Source organism: Maribacter chungangensis, from assembly GCF_042676845.1.
Classification (GTDB): Bacteria; Bacteroidota; Bacteroidia; order Flavobacteriales; family Flavobacteriaceae; genus Maribacter; species Maribacter chungangensis.
Window position 1 is genome coordinate 1 of the sequence record NZ_JBHTHY010000012.1, and the last position, 25716, is coordinate 25716.

The window sequence follows — 25716 nt, forward strand, 5'->3', positions numbered from 1 at the left end:
AACAAGCGGGCAACGATACGGACTGTACCGGAACCCTGGCAGATGTAACGGAGCCGGTAGGAAGCGGAACCATCACCTCAAGGAACGACTTCGTACCCGCGGAGGACAGGTTCAAGGCATTCGACAACAGGCGTACCCGTGGGGACCACAGCAAATGGCTCGACGGAGCAGGCATCCCCACCACCACCGAGCCGAGCTGGATACAGATCGTACTGGAGGGACCTAGGCGCGTGGAGGCCATTACCCTGACAAGCGCAAACGACGATTACGGCCGAGACCCAAGGGACTTCAGGCTCATGGCATCGAACGGAGGGGCGTTTACCCAAGTGGGAAGCTGGAGCGACCAAGCGTTCCCGCTTAGGTACCAGACCAGGACGTTCGAACTCTCCGCACCCGGTTCCTATACCACATACAGGTTGGAGATTACAAGGAACGACGAAGGGGTTGAGCTCACGCAACTGGCAGAAATAGAGCTGTTGGGCTGTGACGCTCCAATACCAGAAAGTGTATCTCTTTCCGCTAGACTTATCCCCAACAAGGATAATATACAAGGAGAAATCTTTAGTTTTTCACCAAATCCAGTTGGTGAAGCACGTAATATTAGGCTTGACCTGCCCAGTTCCCTTCGGGACACGGAAGTAAAAGTTACCCTTTACAGCATGGAAGGTAGGTTAGTTCATTCCACGAAATTTATGTCCGGAATTAAGGGGATATCTCACGAAATCCAACTAGACCAGAGCTTACCAACAGGCATCTATCTACTGGAAGTAAGTAACACGGAGAAAAAAGTTTATCGTAAAAAAATGATAGTAAAATAAGGTTAGGACTACATTGTCCCAAGGGTTTTTAGGTTGGTATTGGGAGCTTTAAATCCGTACTCCTTGTTTAGGTGAAATATGGGCTATAACAGCATTAGTCTATAGGGTGACAAATCTACAACTGTACTCCTATTCCTTATTTACGGGTACCAGGATATATGAAAAAAATAAAATATCATATTCAGTTTCCCTTTATGGGGTTCGTAGTAAAAAATTCTTTGTGATGATCATCTACTTTCCTAGTACGATCATTGTCCAAAATAAAAATCAAATACTGAAGCGGAAACAACGCCAACAACTGAACAGGAAATCGTTAAAAATTAACACCAATACCCCACTAACTAAAAAGCCTATTTTACAACTCAGATATTTCAACTATTTTAGTATGAGACTAGTATTTTGATGGTATCCAATAAAAAATTAAGGTCTTTAACCCTATTTTAAAGCGATTTAAAGAATATACTTTTAAAATTTAACGCGTATGGATTTTCAGCTGTAAATTTGAATAAGATACTTTTATTATGAAAAAGGCAGCTTAATAGTTTACGAGTACAGTTGGCATTATTTAGATATCTATAATGACCGGCCTAAACCTAAATTTACAATACAAATGAAAAGCAAACTAAAGTCGATTTTATACAAGCTACTTGCAGGCACTATAGGCAATTTACTGGTATTTTTACAACCTAAAAAGGCGAAGGAACTATCTAAGGATAGAATAACGCTTATCCATAAAAATAAAAATAGCATGACCATTTCGGAGCGTTTAATGCGTGCGGCCTTGGTAACAAAACTAGATAAAATAGAAGACCATGAAGCCATTCGCGAGGCGAACAGAAACTTTTGGCTGAACAAATCTGCAACCGAACTATTTTCAGAAACCGAAGATGGTTTTGAAAAGGATTTCCTGCCAAACTGTGCGTTCATATTCAAAAAGTTAAAAAAAGAATTGGCAAAGACCAATAGTAAAGAAAAGTTTACTACCGTAGTGGAAGTCGGTACTGGTAATGGTGATGTATTGAATTGGTTGAGCGAAGAATTTCCCAATATCAATCGTTTTGTGGGCATAGACCTAAGTGCTGACCAAATCAATATAAACAATGCTAAATTTCATGCAAACAAGAGGTTGGAATTTGTGGCGGCGGATGCTTTTGAGTGGGTTCAAGAACACGGACAAAGCCATACCATCTTTGTCTCATCTAGGGGGGTCTTAGAATATTTTATTGAATCTAGGTTACAGGAGTTTCTGATAGAAATTAACAACTTGGGCAATACATTCTTTGTTGCCATAGAACCAAATGGCGGTGACCACGATTTTGAAAAAACCTTAAATTCCCAACTTTACGGAAATGAACCCTCATTTTCGCACAACTATCCTCACCTATTCAAAAATGCAGGGTTTAGTTTGTGGCACTTTTCGCAACAACCTTGGCTTGGAGGAAAAGATATGCAAACCTTTGTCGGTGCGAAAAGCTAAGGGTTTTATATATGCTTTATCCGTTTAATCAATTACTTAACGTGACTCCGGTCCTTAGTCTTGATTTTAAACGAGAAAAGAAACGGCTTATCTGATTTTAATTATACAGATATGATTTTTTTATAACTTTCGTCTTAAAAAGTCAGTTTAAACTGATAATTAATCAAGTGAAGTCGAAATTACCGGTAGTATAAAATATCCGTGGTAAGCTTTTGGAATACAATACCATACTAAATATAGCTTACGGTCGTTTCTACCCTAGTGTACGTAAAGTATCTCATTACAACACGATTCGACGGAGCTTTAAGTATTATAAATTGCAAGAAAAATGAGTAACCCAAACAACCTTTACCTTCTTTTTGAAAAATCAGCTAGTTTATATCCCGAAGCTGATTGCATCGTCCTAGAAAACAACAAGCTGAGTTACAAACAAGTACAAGATGAGGTTGCAAAAGTCTGCGGTACAATACTGAACCTGGCTCCAAATGAAGAATTTATAGGTGTACCGACCACCAGGTGCATTCAACAAATAGTTTTTGTGCTTGCAGTTCTAAAAGCTGGTAAAGCCTATCTGCCCATAGATTTTGGATACCCAAAAAAGAGATTGGATAGTATGATCGGGAATTCCAAGCTATCTTTTTGTCTTACGACCAAGGAAGACAAAAAAAACGTAATAGCAAATGGACTTACAACAATTGAAATAAACAATGTTGAAGCACCTAACCCTAATACAGGTACAACATCAAGTACAAAAAATTTAGCTACGTATGTGCTTTATACTTCTGGCTCTACCGGCGAACCCAAAGGAGTTTGCATGGGGGAAAAGGCCCTATTGAACCTGATCGACTGGCAAAACGAAAATTCGATTAGCAAAAACGGCTCACGAACCTTACAATTTGCACCTTTAAGTTTTGATGTTTCCTTTCAAGAGATATTGGCTACGCTAAGTAATGGCGGAACGCTTGTACTGATCAATGATGCACTACGTCTTGATATGGTAGCGCTTTTGGACTATATAAAGAAGCAAGAAATCAATAGGTTGTTTTTACCCTTCGTCGCCTTACAGGCATTAGCGGAAACAGCAATAAGCACCAAGTTATTTCCCAAGTCGCTCAAAGAAATAATGACCGCTGGCGAACAACTTAAAATTACCTCCCAAGTAAATACATTTTTTACCAAGTTAGAAGACTGTGTGCTCTATAACCAATATGGGCCTACGGAATGCCATGTGGTAACGGAATTAAAGCTTCAAGGGAATCCCTCTGGTTGGCCCGCATTACCTACCATAGGAAAACCAATAAAAAATACATCCATCTACATACTGGACAAAAATCTAGAAATTGTTCCCGATGGCACTACCGGGGAGTTATGCATAGCCGGAGACTGTTTGGCAAAAGGGTATCTGAACAATCCTGAACTGACAAATGAGAAATTTGTGGATTGGAACTCACCAGATGGCAACACCTCAAGGGTGTACAGGACAGGGGATATTGCCCAATACCTGCCAGATGGGAATATTGAATTCCTTGGTCGACAAGATGATCAGGTTAAGATTAGCGGACATAGAATAGAATTAGCGGAGGTTGAATTAGCGATCAATACATTACCGGGCATACATCAAACAGTGGTCGTAGCCTCTAACCATCTGGCCGGTCAAACGCAACTAGTAGCTTACATAGAACCCAACCAAGAAAATTTGGATGTAGCGGCTATTCGCCAAAAGGTTTCGGAGATATTACCGGACTATATGCTCCCATCCTATTTTGTAGCTGTTGCTAGTTTTCCAAAAACCTCTAGTGGAAAGATAGACAAAAAGAGCTTGCCCGCACCCGAGTATAGCAGGCCCAGCTCTGCCCCTCTTTTCAAAAAGGCCACCACAAAAATTCAAAAAAACCTTAGTAAGGTTTGGAGCGGTCTATTACACATACCGGAAATAGGAATCGATGACAACTTCTTTGAATTAGGTGGTACTTCATTATTGGCTCAAAAAGTAGTAGCCACTATGTTAATGGACTATCAGTATAAATTACCGATAACAAAACTTTACCAGTTTCCTACTATAGCAGAAATTTCTAGCTATTTAGAACCAACCAAAAAGGCAAAAAGCAGAAAAACCGTTAAAAAAAGTGGTACATCCAAACTATCGAACGATGTGGCCGTTATTGGTATGGCCGGAAGATTCCCCGGTGCCAATACCATTCAAGAATTATGGGAGGTATTAAAGGAAGGAAGGGAAACCATATCATTTTTCTCAAAAGAAGAGTTGGATGCAAGTATCCCCGAATCCTTGCGGAACGACCCACTTTACGTTAAGGCCAGAGGTATTATTTCCTCCGCTCAAGAGTTTGACGCCTCCTTCTTTGGCTTAAACCCAAAGGTAGCTTCTGTAATGGACCCCCAACAACGCTTGTTTTTGGAAATTGCGTGGGAGGTATTGGAACAATCCGGTTACTTACCAAAGCATTATGACGGTAATGTGGCCGTTTATGCAGGAACAGGTACCAACACATACTACAAGAACAATGTGCTAACGAACCAGGATGTACTAACGCAGGTTGGGGAATTCCAAGCCAACACGCTCAACGAAAAGGACTACATCTCCTCAAGAACGGCATATCACCTAAATTTAAAAGGCCCTGCCGTTAGTGTACATTCCGCATGTTCTACCTCGCTACTGGCTATCGCCGAGGCAGTTGAAGCCATCAGAAGTGGCCAATGTGATGTGGCCCTAGCCGGTGGATCAAGTGTAACGGTCCCAATTTATAGTGGTCATTTATATCAAGAAGGCTCCATGTTGAGTCCGGACGGACGGTGCAGATCTTTTGACAAGGATGGTAAGGGAACTATCTTTAGTGACGGCTGTGGGGTTGTGCTCCTAAAGAGTCTTGAGGCTGCAAAAAATGATGGCGATAAAATATATGGCGTTGTAAAAGGAGTTGGAATAAATAATGACGGAGGAGGAAAAGGAAGTTTTACAGCTCCTAGCGTAGAAGGCCAATCCGATGCCATATCCAGGGCTCAGAACGACGCGAATATTTCTCCTGCCGATATTAGTTATATAGAAGCCCATGGCACAGCAACCCCCATAGGAGACCCTATAGAAATGGAAGGTTTGCATGAAGCATTCGGAACGCAATCCAAGAAAAATTATTGTGCCGTTGGTTCCATAAAAAGTAATATAGGCCATCTTACGGCGGCAGCGGGCGTAGCTGGATTCATTAAGACGATTTTAGCTTTAAACCACAAACAGATACCCCCGTCCCTAGGATTTTCGGAACCAAACCCTCTAATCGATTTTGATAATAGTCCGTTCTTTGTAAACAATGTATTACGTGATTGGAATTCCAAAAATTCTCGTATTGCAGGAATTAGTTCTTTTGGTGTTGGTGGTACGAACGTTCATATTGTAGTCGAAGAATTTGAAAACAAGAAGGTACCTTCCGGAGATAGTAAACCTGTACAACTGCTTACATGGTCCGCAAAAACGGAAAATAGCCTTAAAGGGTATCAAACCGCTCTAGGTAATTTCATTACCACTTCGGAAGATATTAAAATAGCCGATGTGGCGTACTCACTTACTGCAACTAGGGACACCTTTAGAAAACGAAGTTTTACATTGGCATGCGATTCGGAACATGCAGTGCAAAATCTGTTAGCAGACGATACAACTTCGGTAAAAACATCCGATTTGAAGTCGGTTCCTACGAATCTGGCATTTCTTTTTCCAGGCCAAGGAGCGCAATACCTTCAGATGGGAAAATCTCTTTACGACCATGAAAACGTGTTCCGTGAGGCTGTTGACCAATGTGCCGAAATTTTAGAGAAGGAATTTAAGTTTGATATCCGTACCATAATTTATCCCGATAATAACGGTGATGAAGAAGAGAAAAAAATAAAGGACACCCAATTTACACAACCCGCTTTGTTTGTTGTGGAGTATGCTCTTTCCAAGCTTTGGATGAGCTGGGGGATTGAACCGACCATGCTTTGCGGTCATAGTATAGGCGAATTCGTGGCAGCGCATTTGGCCGGGATATTTACGCTAAAAGATGCATTGATATTGGTAGCACTACGCGGTAGGTTCGTTAGCGAACTCCCCGGAGGCAGTATGTTGTCCGTAAGAAGCACCTACGATACCGTTTCGGAAATACTTCCGAAAACACTTTCCATCGCTGCCGTAAATTCTGATTTATTATGTGTGGTTTCCGGAGAAGACGCCCCTATCGAAGCTTTTGCCAAACTATTGGAGGAAAAAGAAATTCCGAATAGATTATTGTTGACAAGTCATGCCTTTCATAGCACCATGATGGATCCTGTTTTAGAGAAATTTGAAGCAGAAGTGAGAAAAACAAACTTGAACGTACCCCGTGTACCCATACTTTCTACCGTAACAGGAACATGGCTAACCGACGCGGAAGCAACCGACCCTCTGTACTGGACGGACCATTTAAGGGCTACCGTACGTTTTTCCGACGCTATGGAAACTGCACTTGAATTAGAGGATATTTTATTATTGGAAGTTGGGCCTGGTCGTGCTTTAACCACCTTATCCCAACAAAAAAAGAAGGCAAGGTCAGCCACTTCGATATCCAGTTTGGTAAAGCCTGGAGAAAAAGAAAACTCCTATCATACGGTATTGACCGCTTTAGGCCAACTTTGGCAAAATGGTATTGAGCCCGACTGGCAGGCATTTTATAAAAATGAAATTAGGGAAAAAATCTGGTTACCGGGATATGTATTTGACCGTAAACCATGTTGGATAAATCCACCTATTACCCAAATAGCTTCGGCACCGATTACTACAACTATTGAACAAAACATTAATCCATCTATACAAACTCACATGAATACAGTTACACAACCTGATAGAAAAACGATACTTCTGGAAAAAATTGCTGATATCGTCATGAATACCTCGGGAATGGAATTAGAATCTTCTGAGCACGATTATAGCTTTCTTGAACTTGGTCTAGATTCCCTTGTTCTAACCCAAATGGCAATAACGTGTAAAAATGAGTTCAAGACACCTATAACATTTCGTCAGTTAAACGATGAATTTGGAACGCCGAATCTTTTAGCGAGTTATTTGGATAAAACCTTAGCTCCGGAGCTTTTTGCCCCGGCAACCGTCGCAGCTCCGATAGCAAGCACACCAGCGGCCGCCCCTGCGCAAATTCCAACTCCGAGCCCTGTAGCCGCAAATATGCCGGTGCAAACAACAACTACAAACGTTCCCGTATACAATAACAACGGTTCTGCCATAGACCTTATCGCGCAACAACTACAATTATTGGGCAGGCAATTAGAGCTGATAAAAGGAACGGGGGCGACACCTGTATTGGCACAAGAAAGCAATACGGCACAGGTAGCGGTGCCGGCACCTGCAGCCGCTGTGGTCCCAGAAATGAAGCCACCAGTGGATAGGTCTTCGGATTCACTATCCGAAGAAGAGCTAAAAGAACTCAAAAAACCGTTCGGTGCCTCTCCAAGAATCGAAAAACAATCCACGGAGCTCGGGCACGAACAAAAAGCCTTTTTAGATCAATTAACAGTTTCCTACAACAAAAAGACCGCAGGAAGTAAAGCGTACACACAAAAACACCGCGCTCACATGTCTGATCCCAGAGTAGTTTCCGGTTTTAAGCCTTTAACAAAAGAACTGGTGTATCCGATCGTGGTAGAAAAATCATCTGGAAATAGACTTTGGGATATAGATGGTAACGAGTACATAGATACCTTGAATGGTTTTGGTTCGAGTTTGTTCGGACATCAACCGGATTTCGTAACCAAAGCATTACGTGACCAAATTGAAAGTGGATACGAAGTAGGCCCACAGCATCCACTAGCGGGTGAGGTTTGCGAACTACTTTGCGAATTTACCGGGCTTGAACGGGCCGCCCTTTGTAATACTGGTTCGGAGGCCGTCTTGGGCGCAATGCGTATTGCACGTACTGTAACTGGACGTAACCTGATAGTCGGTTTTTCAGGAGCCTATCATGGAATAAATGACGAAGGCCTTGTACGGGGATCTAAAAAATTAATAACCTTTCCGGCTTCGGCAGGTATCTTAAAGGATTCTGTACAAAATGTCTTGATTTTAGAATACGGTACAGAGGAAAGTCTGCAAATTATACGCGAGCGTTCACATGAACTGGCAGCGGTGCTTGTAGAACCTGTTCAAAGCCGTAGGCCAGAGTTCCAACCGGTAGAATTCTTAAGAGAGATACGGGAAATAACGAAAAAAACGAATACAGCCTTTATTTTTGACGAAGTTATAACCGGTTTCCGAATGCATCCTGGTGGGGCACAAGCCTTGTTTGGGATTAAGGCAGATCTCGCAACGTATGGAAAAGTGATCGGTGGTGGTATTTCTATTGGTGCCATTGTTGGAAGCAAAACCTATATGGATGCACTTGACGGCGGTTTCTGGCAATATGGAGATGACTCTTATCCGGAAATAGGGGTTACCTACTTTGCCGGTACCTTTGTAAGGCATCCTCTTGCACTTGCCGCAGCAAAGGCCTCCTTGCTTCACATGAAAGAGCATGGAGAGGCGCTTCAAAATGGGCTCAATACGGTTACCAAAAATTTTGCGGATAATGTAAACAAAGAATTTTCGAAGCGAGGATTACCAATGGAAATCAACTATTTTGGTTCGCTATGGCGCCTAAAAATGTTGGAAGAAATACCATATTCCGAATTACTTTTTGTCTTGATGCGGGAAAAAGGAATACATGTATGGGACGGTTTCCCATGTTTTGTTACCAGCGCTTTTAAACAAGAAGACATCGATACCCTTACCAATGCGTTTATTTCCAGTATGGACGAACTTATTGCTGCCGGTATTTTACATTCCGGTGGTGTTTCAACGACCGCTGTACATGATTCTGCTCCCAAAAAGGATTTAAATAGTCCGCCGGTTCCCGGAGCAAGACTTGGTATGGACGAATCTGGAAACCCTGCTTGGTATGTAGCAGATAAACAAAAAAATGGATCTTATGTTAAAATTGAAATATAGCAAACAATACTAATTAGCTAAACATTTCGTTACGCATTTAGAACCATTGTAGTCAATATACCAGAATATGCAGAATACCGTTACCGTTGCCCATGATCCTTTTGCAGGACCTGCTATTGAAAAAGTGATTCATATAACGCCTTCTCAGGCTGAAATTTGGATTGGTTGCAAATTAGGCAATGAAGCAGCTAATAGAGCTTATAATGAATCCATTTCCTTGATTCTAAATGGTGAGCTAGACAAAAAATCTTTGGACTATGCCATTCAGAAATTGGTGGGTAGACATGAAGCTCTTCGTTCCAGTTTTAGCCCTGATGGAAGTTTCATGACCATTTTTAAGGAATTACCAATAATCCCTTTTTATAAAGACCTCTCTAAATATCAACCTTCAAAAGTAAAGAACTCTGTTGCCGAATATCTAGAAGGTGATGCCAATTATAATTTTGATTTGGTCAGGGGACCACTATTAAAAGTAGGATTGTTAAAACTATCCAAACTCAAGCATCAACTTATAATTACAGCCCACCATATTATTTGTGATGGATGGTCAATGGGTATCATCCTACAAGACATTGGAAGTTTATATTCCGCACATGTTAAAGGCGTAACACCTAGTTTGCCTCAACCGGAAACTTTTAGTTCTTATGCCGATGAACAACAAGAATTTATTAAGAATGAGGAATTTAAAACCACCCAAAACTACTGGCTAAAACAATACGAAGCTTCCGTTCCAACAGTAAATTTGCCAACAGATTTTCCGCGACCAGAAATAAGAACTTTTAAAAGTAATCGATTAGATTTTCCGATTGATTTAGAACTGGTAGCCGAATTGAAAAAAGTAGGTATACAATCTGGATCAAGTCTTGTAGCTACAATGATGACCGCTTTTGAGATATTCCTTTATTTTCAAACAGGACAAGACGACTTAGTTTTAGGCTTACCAGCTGCTGGTCAATCAATAAGCGGCAAAAGTCAACTCGTCGGACACTGTGTGAACTTGCTTCCATTGCGCAGTAAAATTATATCTAACACCCCGTTTAATAGATATTTAAAACAAAGAAAAGAAGAAATATTCGATGCTTACGACCATCAAAAATTTAGTTTTGGTCAGTTATTAGAGAAACTCAACATCGAAAGAGATACATCTAGGATACCGTTGGTTCCTGTTGTATTCAATATTGATATGGGTATGTCCGATGATGTAGTTTTCAGTGGTCTGAACTATGAATTAAAAAGTAATCCTAGAGCCTATGAATCCTTCGAGCTTTTTTTAAATGCTACAGGAACAGAAAATGAACTCATTTTAGAATGGTCTTATAACGCTGCACTATTTACGCCTAGTACTATAGAGCGTATGATGGCCTCATTTAATGAAGTTTTACAGGGCATTATCGCTAATCCAAGCGTCGAAATCGGCAAAATTATAGACGCAGATGATTCAGCTTATTTAGAACTTAACAATACTGCAGCCGATTACCCGCAATTACCGTTGCATGAACTATTGGCAAACCAGGCTCATATTACTCCTTTAAACCAAGCAATAAAATTTGGAACATCCGAAATCACCTATGAAGAATTAGAAAAACAAGTTCATAAAGTAGCGCATTATCTCAAAGAAAATGGTCTAAGTCCTAGTGATTGTGTAGGCGTTTCATTGCCTAAATCTATAGAATTGGTAGTAACACTTATTGCAATTATGGAATGTGGTGCCGCCTTCCTTCCCTTAGACCCTAAATTTCCAAGTAAGCGACTAGAATTCATGTTAGAAGATTCTAATGCTAAATACATTATTACGGACAACCCATTTTCCTCGGAACTTCCATCAGGAGTAAGACAATTACTTTTAGAAGAAATATTTAAAGATTTATCAAACTACCCTTCAACTCCTCCAAATATTAAGGTAAATAACGACACAACTGCTTATTTACTCTATACTTCGGGATCCACTGGAAAGCCTAAAGGTGTTCCGGTAACACACAAGAGCTTGGTTAATTTATTGTTCAGTGTTTTGGAAAAACCGGGCATAAAAGCGACCGATATTTTGATTTCTATTACTACCATTTCTTTTGATATATCTGTAGCTGAATTATTTGCGCCACTTTTAAAAGGTGCCAAATTGGTCTTGACCGATAAAGAGACAGCAAAAGATACGCGCATTTTATTGAACTTAATAAAAGATGAGGCAATAACGATGATGCAGGCCACACCTACAACGTGGCAAATGCTTTTAGAATCTGGTTGGGAAAATCACTTACCGATACGAGCATTATCAACCGGAGAGGCACTTCCACTAGAAATGGCGAAGACTATCTTGGGAAAAGTAGATGAGCTTTGGAATTTATATGGCCCTACGGAAACAACTATTTGGTCTACTATGACACAAATTAAGGATACTGATAATTTAATTCATATTGGTCGCCCATTGGCCAACACGCAGTTATATATCGTAAATGACCAACTCAATTTGGTCGCACCTGGTATCATTGGAGAGCTTTGCATTGCTGGTGTTGGTGTTGCAAAAGGATATTGGAAAAGACCTGATTTGTCTGCTGAAAAGTTCATAAAAAATAATTTTGACCCAACATCAGAGAATATGTTATACCGTACAGGAGATTTAGCTAAACTACTTCCCTCTGGAGACATACAATGTTTGGGGCGAATTGACGAACAAGTTAAAATTAGGGGGCATCGTATAGAACTTGGTGAAATAGAGTCTGCTATTAACAACTTAGAAGGAATAAAACAATCTATTGTTGTAGCAAGTAATGAATTAGCGGGTGAAACAAGATTGATTGCATATATAAAAGCTGAAAAAAAATTCCAAGATATTAATGATGTTCGCAGTAAACTTAAAGAAACGTTACCAGATATATTACGTCCAACTAACTATATGTTTATTGAGGATTTTCCTGTTACGCCGAACGGGAAAATAGACAAAAAAAAGCTACCAAGGCCGAAATATGTAAGATCCGATTCTAGTAATGATATTAAAACTCCTCAGACTAAACTTGAAAAAGAGATAGCCCAGATATGGAGTGAAATGCTTCAAATACCTGTTATAGATATAAATGACGACTTTTTTGAAATGGGCGGCTCCTCGCTAATCGCTCAACGAGTTATTGGGGTATTAAGAAAAAAATTAAATAAAGAGATACCACTAATCAATATCTTTCAATACCCTACAATTTCTCAGCTTGCCGAATTTCTAGGAGAAAATTTAAAAGTCAAACAGGAAAGTGAAACAGTTGCTAAAATTCAAAACGCAAAAGTAATCGCTGCTATTCGAAATTCCAAGAGAACGGAACCTCAAAGTAATTTTACACTTAAAAGGAAAACAGATCTGGTTATCGACACAACCAAAGCACAATCTGAAATATTAACAGACTGCTTTTTTGGTGGTGATGATGCTAAAAGAGCTTATAATATTTCGCTGTCTTTAAAATTTATCGGCAAATTAAAGTACGATGCTTTAGAGATGGCTATTCAGTCATTAGTAGAACGCCATGAATCTTTAAGATCTTCTTTTAGTGAAGACCTTAATTCAATGAAAATTTATACTGATTTTCATATTGACATTTTGTTTCATGATATCTCAAACCAATCAGAAACGGAGAAGGAAAAGTCTAAAGAATCTTTAATCAAAGATGATGTTAATTTTCTTTTTGACTTGGTTAACGGCCCATTATTAAGATTTAGTTTAGTTAAAACGAATGAGCTCGAACATGAATTAATACTTTTAGTAAATCATGCAGTTTGCGATGGTTTAAGTACTAGTATTATGCTTGAAGAACTTAGTGAGCTTTATACTGCTTTTGGACAAGACAAAATACCAAACCTAAATGCACCTGATTCGTTCAGCTTGTTTGCTAATAAGGAAAATAAATTTACACAAAGTGCTGCGTACAAACGTTCAGTGGAATTTTGGTTAAACATGTATCAGAATTCAATTCCAAAACTTGAGTTACCAATTGATTACCCAAGACCTGAATTTCGAACATACAACAACCATCATCTAGATTTTTTTCTAGATAATGGTCTTTTAAATTCATTAAAACAAATTGGCAATAACGGGGAACCTAGTATGTTCACCAGCATGGTCACCAAATTAATAGCCGCGTTTGAAATCTTTTTGTATAAACAAACAGGGCAAAATGATTTAGTCTTAGGTCTAACAAGCTCAAGGCGTGCTAATTATGACATGATGCAAATGATTGGCCACTCAGTTAATTTATTGCCTCTTCGTAGTAAAATTGATTCAAAGACAAATTTTAAAGACTACTTATTACAGAGAAACAAACAGTTATTCGATGCGTACGAGAACCAATCAATTAGTTTCGGACATCTTCTAAGAAGACTTTCTGTTCCACGAGATGCATCAAGGGTTCCTTTAGTTCCTGTCATTGTAAATATTCAATTAGAAGATGTTCTAGAAAGTGAAAATTCATTTTTTGATTTAAAAACAGAAATAACTTATAACGAAAATAACTTTAGAACTTTTGAGATCGAACTTCAAGTATTTATGTCGGAAAAAGGTCCTTGTTTCCGATGGAGATATAACACGACACTCTTCAAACCGGAAACTATAAAAAGGATGATGTCTTCCTTTAAAGAAGTCCTCCTATCCATAGTTGCTAATCCAAGTATCGAAATAAGCAATATCGTACAAATAGATGATTCAGCTTATTTAAAATTAAACGATACTTCTTCCGCCTACCCTCAATTACCATTGCACGAGTTAATACTAAAACAATATTTAAAGTCGCCAAATAAAAAAGCTATAAGCTTTGGGAATCAAGTGATTTCCTATGGTGAACTAGAAAAAAAGACGCATCAATTAGCTCATTATCTAAAACAACAAGGCATTGCCCCAGGCGATTATATTGCCGTTTCTTTACCACGTTCAATTGAACTAATTACAACGCTACTCGCCATTATGGAGTGTGGAGCGGCCTATGTGCCCTTGGATCCGAGCTACCCTAGCAAACGTTTAGAATTTATGCTTCTGGATTCAGAGGCCAAATACATGATAACCGAAAAATCCTACAAACATTCCTTCAAATCAGACACCAAGATATTGTTTCTAGAAACGCTTTTCGAAGATTTGGCAACCTATCCGGATACGCCATTATCCCTAAAAGTTGGCCCAAACGAAATAGCTTATCTTTTATATACCTCGGGATCTACCGGTAAGCCCAAAGGCGTTTCGGTTACACATAAAAACTTAGTTAACCTACTAAGTAGTGTTTTGCTAGAACCTGGTATCCAACAAACGGACAGAATACTGTCCATAACAACAATTTCGTTCGATATTGCCGGTTTTGAGTTGTACGGTGCCCTACTTGCAGGAGCTGAATTGGTATTGACCAATGAAGAAACTTCCAAAGACCCGCGTTTACTTCTCGATATCCTTAGGTCAGAGGATATTACAATGATGGAGGCGACTCCTGCAACTTGGCAAATGTTACTGGACGCTGGATGGAAAGAAAAACTGTCTATTAAGGCCTTATGTACCGGAGAAGCGTTACCCTTGGTATTGGCAAAGAGAATAATCGGAAAGGTTAACGAACTCTGGAACCTGTATGGTCCAACCGAGACCACGATATGGTCCTCCCTTACCAAAGTTTCAGCATCCGACGAAATAATCACCATAGGAAAACCTATAGCCAATACCCAGCTATACATTGTAAACGAACAAGGAAACCTTGTAGAACCGGGTAAAATTGGAGAGCTGTATATTGCTGGTGATGGTGTTGCCAAGGGGTATTGGAAGCGACCGGACTTAACCGCCGAAAAGTTTATTGAAAACAAGTTCGCTATAGATGCGGGTAAAACCTTATATCGTACAGGAGACCTTGCTAAGTTACTACCAACCGGAGAGGTACAGTGTTTAGGCCGTATAGACCAACAAATTAAGATAAGGGGGCATCGTATTGAACTTGGTGAAATTGAACAAGCCTTGGATTCTCTTGAAGGAATAGAATCTTCAGTAGTTTTATTCCATGAAGATAAGTTAATAGCAAATATTTGTACTACCATAGGAGATACCGCAAGGTATGAAGGCCAGCTTACCAAGTGGAAGGAAATCCTTAGAAACCAGTTACCAATGCACATGGTACCACAACAGTTCAATATGGTTTCTGAATTCCCGACCACGCTCAATGGTAAAATTGATCGCAAAAAACTGGCTGAAACCTTACCAAAAGAGAATCTGAAAACCGGATTTACCGAACCAGCTAGCGCATCTGAAAAAATTATAGCAGAGGTATGGAAAAAATGTCTCAAACTTGATAAAATCGGCGTGGATAGCGATTTTTTTGAGCTTGGAGGTCATTCTGTTATAGCAGTACGGGTCATGACCATGTTGGAAGAAAAAACGGGAAACAGATTGCCTTTAGTAGCATTATTAAAACACCCGACAGTAAAAAAATTAGCTGCCTATATGGACAGTGAGTTTATTGTTTGGGATTCGTTAGTACCCCTTAAACCGGAAGGAACCAAGCCTCCATTATACATTGTACATGGAGCGCACCACAATGTATTGATTTTTAATGAACTGGCGCAAAACCTTGACAAAGACCAACCGGTCTATGGCCTACAGGCAAGGGGTTTAGATGGTGTTGCAGAACCACATGACTCGATGCACGATATGGCAAGAGATTATATTAAGGAAATTCAAATAACTAATCCGAATGGCCCATATTGTTTAGCTGGATTTTCACTAGGTGGTACTATAGCCTTTGAAATGGCAAGGCAACTTAGGGAACAGGGCAAAGAAGTAAAAATCGTTGCAGAGTTCGACACATACGTATTTCCAGATTATTATTTTAAAAGTGCTATCAAGAAAAGAATAGTCGGACTTACATATACTGCTCTAAAGGTAGGTTACGTTCTACTAAATATGTTTACCAGTAAAAAGAACTTTAAACGTAGAACAGGTCTATTTATGTTACACATTAAAGGCCTAATTTTACGTTTAAAACATGGTAAAGAAAAGCAGCATGAAATGCAGTTTCACCGCGTTTTAAAAATGGAACAAAATCATTTAAAAGCTACTGACACATATCACATTCGTCCTCAAGATATCGTAATTGACTTGTTTAAGGCAGAGGAGGAAATTAATTTAGTACATGATAAGAAATATTTAGGATGGAATAAATTTGCCAAAAAAGGTGTTAGAAGGCACATGGTTCCAGGAAATCATATAGACATGTTTGACAAAGGAAACGTAGAAGTATTTGCCAAAAGCCTTCAATATGTGTTGGATAACCATAATTCTGAAAGTGTACAGTAGATTACTTTGCGCAACTATTGATACTCCAACCGAGGAGGTAACCGGTACGTTTACAAACACTTCAAAAATTAGACTATTCCAGGTAAAGCTCGCTGATTATATTGACTTTTTTAATTACTTACAAAATCATTTAAACGAAGCGGAACTAAAGCGGAGCCAAAAATATCATTTTAAAAAAGACGAACATAGATTCGTTATTTGCCGAGCTTTACTAAAAATTTCACTTGCTGCGCATGTTGGACTGTCCGTGGATGAAATCACCATAGCTGCAGGTCAAAATAAAAAGCCCTACCTCCCCTCTCACCCAAAGGTATTTTTCAACGTCTCGCATACCAACAAGTACGCACTCATTGCAATAAGTGATGCCTTAGTTGGTGTTGATGTTGAGAAAATAGATCGGGAATATGATTATTCCGAAGTTGTGCCCACTGTATTTAATGATACCGATAGTCATAAAATAGCATTTGCAGTCGATAAACCATATACCTTTTTTAAACTTTGGACCCGTAAAGAGGCTGTCGTAAAGGCGACCGGAAAAGGTATTGGTGAAAATTTTAAGGAAATCCCTGCCAGTGATGGAAAGCATATTTTACCTTCAGCACTTTTATCCAATGTACAAAATCTATCCGTACTTAGTTTTAATATGGGTAACGACCACCTTGCTTCTGTTGCACTTGAAGGTACTAAAGACTCTTATGAAACGATACACTTTTCTAAATTACCTCAAGTAGATAGTGCTATTTAACAGGAATAGGTGTTATTGTAGTACTTACTTGATATTGGATTTTGCCTCTATCTTTTTAAAGAACTGAAGCATCTTGTTCAACAAGGGATTTTTCACTAGCCTGTTGGTAAACTTGACACCTAAAATATTTTTAATTTTTCTTCGAAATTTTGAAAAAGCAGGCAGCCAAGAACTATTAAAGTGATGTATGGTGTAGGTATTTTTTGTATTGTGTATGATACCCGTTTCCACATCCTTGGGACTAAAGTATTCATAAGGAAACAAGAAGAAACTTGTTTTATCTTGTATTACCGTTTCTACATCTTTTACTTGCTCGGGAGTCATTGAAACTATTTCCCGAACCTTCTGTAACTGTAGTTTTAAAACCGCCGGCAATATGGTAATATCATAACTACCGTCATCTTTGATAAAAGACCTGTTGTTATAATACTCTAAGCATTTGGTTAGCCAGTCCGAGTCTTTTTCAGCTCCAAAAATGGCCGCTTCCATAATATTCTTATGCTCTAGACCTGCAAAATAAGGTAGATGCAGAAGGTCATCGAACTTTTTAAGAATCTGAACATCGGTATCCAAATAAATACCACCATACTTATGTACTGCATAAAGCCTAACAATATCGGATGCAAAGGCATATTTCTTCTTTTCGAACGCTTCTTTTGCAAATGGCCATTGTTCCAAATCAAAACGCTTGGTATCCCATAGCATGAATTCGTAATCCGGTAATATTGCTTTCCAGGTAGCGATATTTCTCTTTATGTCTTGTGGGAATTCTTCACCACTTAACCAACAATAATGAATTATTTTAGGAATCATGAATTACGTTATTAAGAGTAGTATCAATTTATTATCCGTTCTGTAACGAAATTAGTTCAAAATAGTTAAAGCTAATTATTTAATCGGTTAAAACATGAATATGCAAGACGAGAACCTAGTATTTTTAATTTTAAAGCTGCAGCACACCAACCAATTTTAGGCCATATAATTTCAGGAAAAAAACCTTTGCTATTCTATAAGCACTTGTTTTGCCCTAAGCTTATCTGGAAGCCCGTACATGTTTAGTCTTCATCTCTTTTATGGCTTTAGAAAGAGAAGCTAACATGTGATTTTCAGAGCTACAGATAAGTAATACCAATTTAAGTTTTGAATGTCGTATTGAAAATTTGAATTATTTTTTTCTCAGGTTAGGAATGAAATCTAAGCATAGCATTAGCTATGGTTCTATTTTATGACAACAAATGAGTAAAAAAGAAACTTGTTTTATGCGACATCTAGAAGTTAAATTGGTATAACATACCAAACCATATCTTGACAACGATATTCCGGCCAAATTTCCTTAAATCGACCCTTTAAGTTTAGTATCGATAACGATGGTCCTAAAGGTTTTCAAATAGCTTTGTAAATACAATTAAATAATTTTGGATATATTATAGTGAAAAACACAGGAGGTAAGTAACGTACTTCCTATTGGCGTTTAAGCAGTATACCCAGTTAATAATATTGGCAATAGTGTCTATTGGAATATGATTCCTAACATCTATAATTTTGGCAGTAAACCTTACAAAAAAAAGAGTCCCTGTTTACAATACAGGGACTCTTTTTGAAAAATATATAGTTTATCAGTTATTTATAATCAAACGTTTTGAGACCGGTTCATTATTATTGAACATAACCGTTATCACATACATTTCATTCCTATAGACATTGGTCGGTATCGTCATGCTTTGTTGTACAAATTCCTCTCGAGTAAACTGTCTTATCAACCTACCCGCATTATCATGGATCATAACGCCCAAGATATCGTTGGTATCAAAATTATCGCTCATCACCACCTGCACAGCATCGGTTGACGGGTTCGGTGTTAGAATAAACTCAAATGATACTTCATCTGTAGGTTCATTTTCTGTTGCTACTATAATTTGTACCGTACTCATATCTTCCAAGCCTTCTGCATCCGTAACGGTTAGCGTAACATCATAGGTTCCGTCCGCGGTAAACGTATGTGTTGGATTCGCTTCAGTAGCGGTTGCTCCATCACCAAAGTCCCATAAGTAACTACTGATAGCCAAATCATCGGTAGATTGATCACCTGCAAATACAACGATTAAAGGAGCCTCTCCTTCAGTAACATCCGATGTGGCCAATGCTACTGGCGCTTCATTCGGAACTACAGGGTTCGTTACCGTTACCGTAACCATATCGGTTCCTTGTAGGCCTTCCCCGTCCGTAACGGTCAAGACAGCATTATAGATTCCGGCAGTTGTAAATGTATGAACGGCATTTGCCTCCGTAGCACTTGCTCCATCTCCAAAATCCCAACTATACGACACAATTTCGGTATCGTCCGTAGACTGATCACCTGTAAAGCTAACGACTAAAGGAAGGTCACCTTCGATAACACTTGCTTGTGCACTGGCAATGGGCGCTTCATTTGGCGCAGTTACCGTTATGGTCACTGTTTCACTATCAATAAGGTCATCTGCGTCCGTTACCGTTAAAACAACATCGTAAGTACCTGGAGTATCAAAGGTATGTACCGGATTTGCCTCAGAGGAAATACTTCCGTCATCAAAATTCCAAGCGTAGCCAACAACTTCTACATCATCTGTTGATTGATCCCCAACAAAGCTTACCGCTAAAGGTGCCGGGCCTTCCGTTACATTCGCCGTAGCGACTGCAATTGGAGCACCATTTGCCCTAGTGGCTACTACTGTCAAGGTCTCCGTATCTTGTAGACCACCCACATCAGTTACCGTTAACACAACTTCATACGTTCCTGCAACCGTAAATTCATGTGAAGGATTGGCACTCACAGAGCTTGTTCCGTCACCAAAATCCCAGCTATAGGACACAACTACATCATCATCTGTAGACTGATCACCAACAAAGTTGACATTCAAAGGCGCATCCCCTTCTAAAACATCAGCAATTGCTACGGCTACCGGAGCCATATTAGGCGACACAACGATTGTTATGGTATCCGTATCCTGAAGCCCTCCTTCATCCGTTACCGTTAAGACCACGTCATACGTTCCGGCAGTACTAAAAGTGTGCACGGGGTTGGCATCCGTTGAATTTGCACTACCATCAAAGTTCCAGGCGTAGGTAACAAACCCTTCGGCATCGGTAGATTGATCACCGGTAAAGGCGACCTCCAAGGCAGCAATACCGCTAATTACATCTGCACTGGCCACCGCTTCCGGAGCTCCGTTAACTACAATTTCTATTGGATCGCTCTGATCTTCATAACCGTCACCATCGGTTACGGTCAAGGTTACATTATACGTACCACCTTGCGTAAAGCTATAATTAGGATCTGCATCCGTAGCGGTATCCCCGTTACCAAAGTCCCAAAGATATGCTACGATATCGTCTTTATCATCGGTAGACGTACTACCCGTAAATTGAACTTCCAATGGCGCATTTCCGGAATTAACATCGACTGAAGCTACAGCCTCCGGAGCAAAGCCAGTAGGCAAGAACTGCCATTTAAAGAAATCGTTACCTTCATCTGTAGCAGCAATAAGGTTATCATTATTTACAGTCAGATAGTTAGGCGTTGGAAGCGTTTCTAAAGCATTGATGATGTAATACGAGCCATCACCAGCGTTTTGAATTTGAAACAACTGCGCTATCCTACCGGAACCAAGACTCTCAGTGTAAGCCCAAATATTTGTTCCCGGAGCATTGCTTCCTCCTTGATTATCCAAATACAAGTCCCTTCCTAAAGCATCTTGTTGGGTAAATCTGATACTGTAAAGTCCACCAGCTTCAGCAATCAGTTCAAAATGCTGATATTCAGAGGCATCATAGGTATCCGTTAGCAAATTTACGTCCCGTGCTATAATCCCAGCTTCTGGCATGATATTTAGTTGATTCCCTACATTACGGATTTGATAAATACCTGCTACCGGGCCACCGTTATCACCACCATCATTGTCATAGTTAACACCTGCAACCGTATCACCTATACCAGATGTGTAATTTGGATCATTAAAAGGTGCAATTACCACAGCTTCCACAACAAAATCCTGAGCACCATCCGGATCTGGCGTAACATCGTCCAGACCTGTAACCGTTACCACCTGTGGCACGTTCCAATCAGCAGCTGTAAAAACTAGTTGCGCAATGCTCAAGCTGACCTCGGCTACCCCGGTAACAACCTGTAGACCAACCGTTACAGTCCCAGTGGGTGCTTCCCTTAGAGAAACCGTAAATGTATCCGTATCGCCATCTTCGTTTGTAAACAATATGTCCTGACTTACCGCAATACCCGTGTTGCCTAGCGTTAGAATGTCTTCGAAACGCCATCTAAAAATATCAGTTCCATTATCTACGTCTACCAGGATATTTCCGTTGGCATCTATGGTCAAATAATGTCCTCCCAACTCACTTATAATATGATAGGTGTCATTGCCAGCATCTTGTACGGTCCATAATTGTGAAACTGTGCCGTTATTTGCGAACTGCCACACATTCGCTCCTGGATTAATATTCCCCTGCTCTACATCCATTGCTCCCCCGCTGTGGGCAGCTAATAATGAATATAGTCCGTCTCCTTGGTATACCAAATCAAACTGTTGACTGCTAACGCCTTGATATAATCCTTGCTCTACGTTTATACCATTGGTAGTACCTGCATCGGAAACTTCAGCTGACAGACCACTGTCAACGTTGATGATCCGATAACTTCCCGGGGCCGGAGGACCGCCTGCCCCGCCATCGTCATCTTCATTGTAGCCTCCAAAAGTTGCCGTGAAGCCTGCGTACGTGGTATCACTACGCGCATCATCAACTTCTATTTGTATGTCATAGTACTGAACACCGTCGACATCGGCATCATCCACTCCGGTTACCGTAACCGATTGTGGTACATTCCAATTTGTAGCAGTAAACGTGAGTTCTGTTTCTGATAGTGTAAATTCATCCGTAGCACCCACTCCGGTAACCAATAGGACAACATCATCCACCGGTGCGGATTTTAGAGCGACATCAAAATCATCCGTAGTGCCGTCCTCAGAGGTAATCACTAGATTGGAGAGCACATCGATACCAATATCGAAAGGTGCGCTTGTTGGTAAAAATTCCCATCTAAACGTATCACTACCGTCATCGGTTCCTACAACAACGTTACCGTCCGGCTCTAAACCGAGGAAATTCCCGTTTACTCTTGCTATGATATGAAAAGTGTCATCCCCAGCATCAATTATTTCCCATTGTTGGGATGCCGTAGGATTATCCAACCATTGCCATACGTTGACACCTACATCCGGGCCAAAACCAGCTACATCCAAGTAACGGCTGCTACTTGTAGCTCTCAACTTGTAATACCCGACATCCGCAGCATTCTCCAAAGCCCAATGCTGTTGGGCCAAGCCCTCGTAGCCTCCTTCTTGTACATTCGTGCCCTGTACATTGCTGGCATCAGCTACCTGTAAAGTGGCTTTCGTAGCAAAGTTCACCAATCTATAGGTATCCAAATCTGGGGCAGGCGCTATGGGATCCATTCCATTGATCCAAGCCTGTAAGAGCGCTACACCTTCAGCATCCACTATCCCTTTTGCCAAGGGAGGCATCATAATTCCTGGGTCTAAACTTTGTGTCCTGTGGAAGATTTGCGAATTGGCCGCATCCCCCGGTATTAATACACGTTGCGTGGATGGCAAACCAGGTATTGCCTGGTTAAAACCTGCCGATACAAGTCCTGTTTGTGCCAGGGTATTCAAGGAACGAAGATCAAAATTCGCCCTGTTTCCAGTTGCCGGTTGGTGGCAATAGGCACAGTTATTATCTAAATAAGAACGTGCTTGTTCTTCCAAGGTTCCATTGGGATCGTCCATAGCGACATGGGTCAAATACCCAGGGGTATCCGTATCCGTAATTGTTGCGTCCAACATGCCTAGAGCACTTAAGGTCACCAATTGGTTTCCTACCGTACCATCCGGGTCGTGTGTTTGATAATCGTAATCACTATTTAAATATCGGGTCCGAGGGCCTAATGTCCCCCCCAGGGCGGGGCTATGACAAGCGATACATTGGCTATTGGAAGGATACAACCAATTCACGTTACGTTGCCCACCTCCCACTGTGGTCACATCTATATTGGCCGTGTCACCAACTTCCATATCTACCAAGACGGCATCACTTTCATCCGGCAGCCATTTATAGGTTAGAAAATAAAAACTCCCATCACTTCCCTTGATAGAAAATCGAGTTTCGACTTTACGGGTTACATCCGGATCATTATCATCAATGGGATAATCAAAATGTTTGATGATGATGGAGCCGATAGGAAAAATCCAGTCACCGTTCTCGGAGAATTGAATTTGTTCATCGGGAGTGTTATGCGTTCCGTCGTTAGGCAATGCCATCCAACGTTTTTTGTAAGCTCCGTCCGACCAAAAAGGTTCTATCATCTCATAAGGAACAAAACCGTCGGCTACCCTTAATTCCTGTTCATCTGAAAAATCACCTGATGCATCCGTTTCAAATGCGTTTGTTTGGGATAACAAAGCGGGAGCATCATCTAAATCTATGGAAGCCGTTAACCTGTATAAATTACTGTTGTTTCCTAAACGCAATAAATATAATTCCCCTGCAGCATCTTGTCCAAAAGAAATAATGTCCAATGGTTGAAACACTCCTAAAGACTGCTTAGCACCAGTATTTATATCGATTTCATAAATCAAATCAGTTTGACCGTAATCGGCTGCGATGTATTTCCCTACTAGACCGGGTAGATTGGACCCGCGATACACATAGCCCCCTGTGATCGAAGTAGCTTCCGCACGCGAAAATTGCGTCAATGGAGGTGAGTGGGTAGTACCAGGATAAAGACTTACAGGTCCGCTAGGACAGTTAGGGTTAAAAGGCGCATTAGCCTCGAAAAGCGGCCATCCAAAGTTTTTTCTATCAAGTATGGTAGGGTCTAGTACGTTAATTTCTTCATGGGTATTTTCACCCACTTCACCAATATAAAAGATTCCCGTATCCCGATCCTTGGTCATACGGTGAGGACTTCTATTTCCAATTGAAACATACTCTTCAAATACTGCTCCGGAAGGGTCGTTATATGGATTATCATTGGGGATGTAGTACAAATTACCGGACATTTCCAAACCTTGCGTCTGAGGATGGGTGTTCCCAACACCAGTATCCTGCAAGAGTCGAATTGGCGCATGACTAACAGCTCCACCAATCATATCCACATCGATACGAAGCACACCACCGTCCAAATTCTCAGAAATGACCTGAGCGTTAAGATAAGCAGCCTGATCTCCTGTAGACAAATACAGAAAACCATCATCACCAAACTCCATACCTCCGCCACGGTGAGTAGTATTGTACAACTCCCTGTTGATCATGGTAACCCTAGATCCGGCTACCAAGGTCATTGTTACGGGGTCTACTTCAAATCGTTCCAGTTTAAGATAATTTTGTGAAAATGTCTCCACTTCACAAGAAAACCCACTAGGACCTCCTAAAGTGCTACTAGGTGAAGCAGTTGTATAATATATAAAAAAGAAATTTTTGCCTGCCGTACCAAAATCTGGATGAATGGACAGTCCCAAAAAACCTCCATCCCAAACCTGACCCTCGTTGCGGTCGCCCACTTCTGCGGATAGGTCCACAATTTGGGTACTTGTCGTTGTATTATCGTCATCTTCAATCCAATATACCATACCATTAAGCTGGCCAACCACTATCTTCGTTTGATTGGGCACCGGGGTAAATATAATCGGTGAATCAAAAGTAAGATTAGGGAAAGCAATCTCATACGTTGGACTCGCAGTGCCTAAATCTGAGAATGAAGTGTCCACAAACGGATCAAAAGGCTCAATGTCGGTGACCTGAAGTCCCGGACCCATAAACATAGGCCCAAAACTCATAAAGGCCGTAACCGCACCAACAATACCTGTGGTTAGTAATACATTCTTAATACTGGATAACTTTGTGGGGTAATTTTTCTTCATCATAGCATTGTTAAAAAAAAATAGTGTTCTATTTTGAACAGACAAAAAAAGTACAATAGCATTAACAAAGAGATTAATCTCGTTAAATAACCTATATATACGTTATATTTCAATAGTGCAAATTTACTTCAACTCAGGAGTTAACTGAAACAAGGAAACCAAAATAAAAGTAACTTATTAACAATATTATCAAGATAATCACGTTGGTCTTGAAAGAACTGCCTATTTACGTGGGTTTTCCGGGATTTATAAAACTACAAAAGACTATAGTATGTATAAATCCAAAACAATTTCCGAGGATGAAATCGGGGCACTTTGACGTATGATTTTCAGTGTTACCTAACTGCTTGATTTTTATTACTAGTAGATAAACGATAAATCCGTTTACTTGGTCACA

The 25716-nt window shown here is 40.3% G+C and carries 7 protein-coding genes; 5 read left to right on the forward strand and 2 right to left on the reverse strand.

What is annotated here, in order from left to right:
* From ACFQZJ_RS13680 to ACFQZJ_RS13700, 5 genes are all read left to right on the forward strand, one after another.
* Positions 1-818, forward strand: an 818-nt coding sequence (locus ACFQZJ_RS13680) for a T9SS type A sorting domain-containing protein (protein ID WP_379935318.1), incomplete at its 5' end; no start/stop codon positions are given.
* Positions 819-1428: 610 nt separating this feature from the next.
* On the forward strand, positions 1429-2295 hold the full coding sequence (locus ACFQZJ_RS13685; RefSeq protein WP_379935320.1) for a class I SAM-dependent methyltransferase: 867 nt from the start codon (positions 1429-1431) through the stop codon (positions 2293-2295).
* Between the two features lie 328 nt (positions 2296-2623).
* Positions 2624-9313 carry an amino acid adenylation domain-containing protein gene (locus ACFQZJ_RS13690; protein ID WP_379935322.1) on the forward strand — a complete coding sequence of 2230 codons (6690 nt, stop codon included), beginning with the start codon at positions 2624-2626 and terminating at the stop codon, positions 9311-9313.
* Positions 9314-9380: 67 nt separating this feature from the next.
* Positions 9381-16604 (forward strand): amino acid adenylation domain-containing protein, encoded by a 7224-nt coding sequence (locus ACFQZJ_RS13695; protein WP_379935324.1) that lies wholly within the window; start codon positions 9381-9383, stop codon positions 16602-16604.
* The gene (locus ACFQZJ_RS13700) at positions 16567-17349 is read left to right on the forward strand and encodes a 4'-phosphopantetheinyl transferase family protein (RefSeq protein ID WP_379935326.1); all 783 of its coding nucleotides are present in this window, start codon (positions 16567-16569) and stop codon (positions 17347-17349) included. Before ACFQZJ_RS13695 ends, ACFQZJ_RS13700 begins: the two co-directional genes overlap by 38 nt.
* A gap of 24 nt (positions 17350-17373) precedes the next feature.
* Here the strand turns inward: ACFQZJ_RS13700 and ACFQZJ_RS13705 are convergent, their stop codons facing one another.
* Positions 17374-18162, reverse strand: a complete 789-nt coding sequence (locus ACFQZJ_RS13705) for a glycosyltransferase family 32 protein (protein ID WP_379935328.1) — start codon at positions 18160-18162, stop codon at positions 17374-17376.
* An 803-nt stretch (positions 18163-18965) separates the two neighbouring features.
* Positions 18966-25322, reverse strand: a complete 6357-nt coding sequence (locus ACFQZJ_RS13710; protein WP_379935330.1) for a PKD domain-containing protein — start codon at positions 25320-25322, stop codon at positions 18966-18968.
* Positions 25323-25716: the final 394 nt, after the last annotated feature.

Excerpts from the sequence above, each read along its gene's own strand:
- ACFQZJ_RS13695 (WP_379935324.1), top strand. The coding sequence starts at position 9,381 with ATGCAGAATACCGTTACCGTTGCCCATGATCCTTTTGCAGGACCTGCT.
- ACFQZJ_RS13685 (WP_379935320.1), top strand. The coding sequence starts at position 1,429 with ATGAAAAGCAAACTAAAGTCGATTTTATACAAGCTACTTGCAGGCACT.
- ACFQZJ_RS13705 (WP_379935328.1), bottom strand. The coding sequence starts at position 18,162 with ATGATTCCTAAAATAATTCATTATTGTTGGTTAAGTGGTGAAGAATTC.
- ACFQZJ_RS13700 (WP_379935326.1), top strand. The coding sequence starts at position 16,567 with ATGTGTTGGATAACCATAATTCTGAAAGTGTACAGTAGATTACTTTGC.
- ACFQZJ_RS13690 (WP_379935322.1), top strand. The coding sequence starts at position 2,624 with ATGAGTAACCCAAACAACCTTTACCTTCTTTTTGAAAAATCAGCTAGT.
- ACFQZJ_RS13710 (WP_379935330.1), bottom strand. The coding sequence starts at position 25,322 with ATGATGAAGAAAAATTACCCCACAAAGTTATCCAGTATTAAGAATGTA.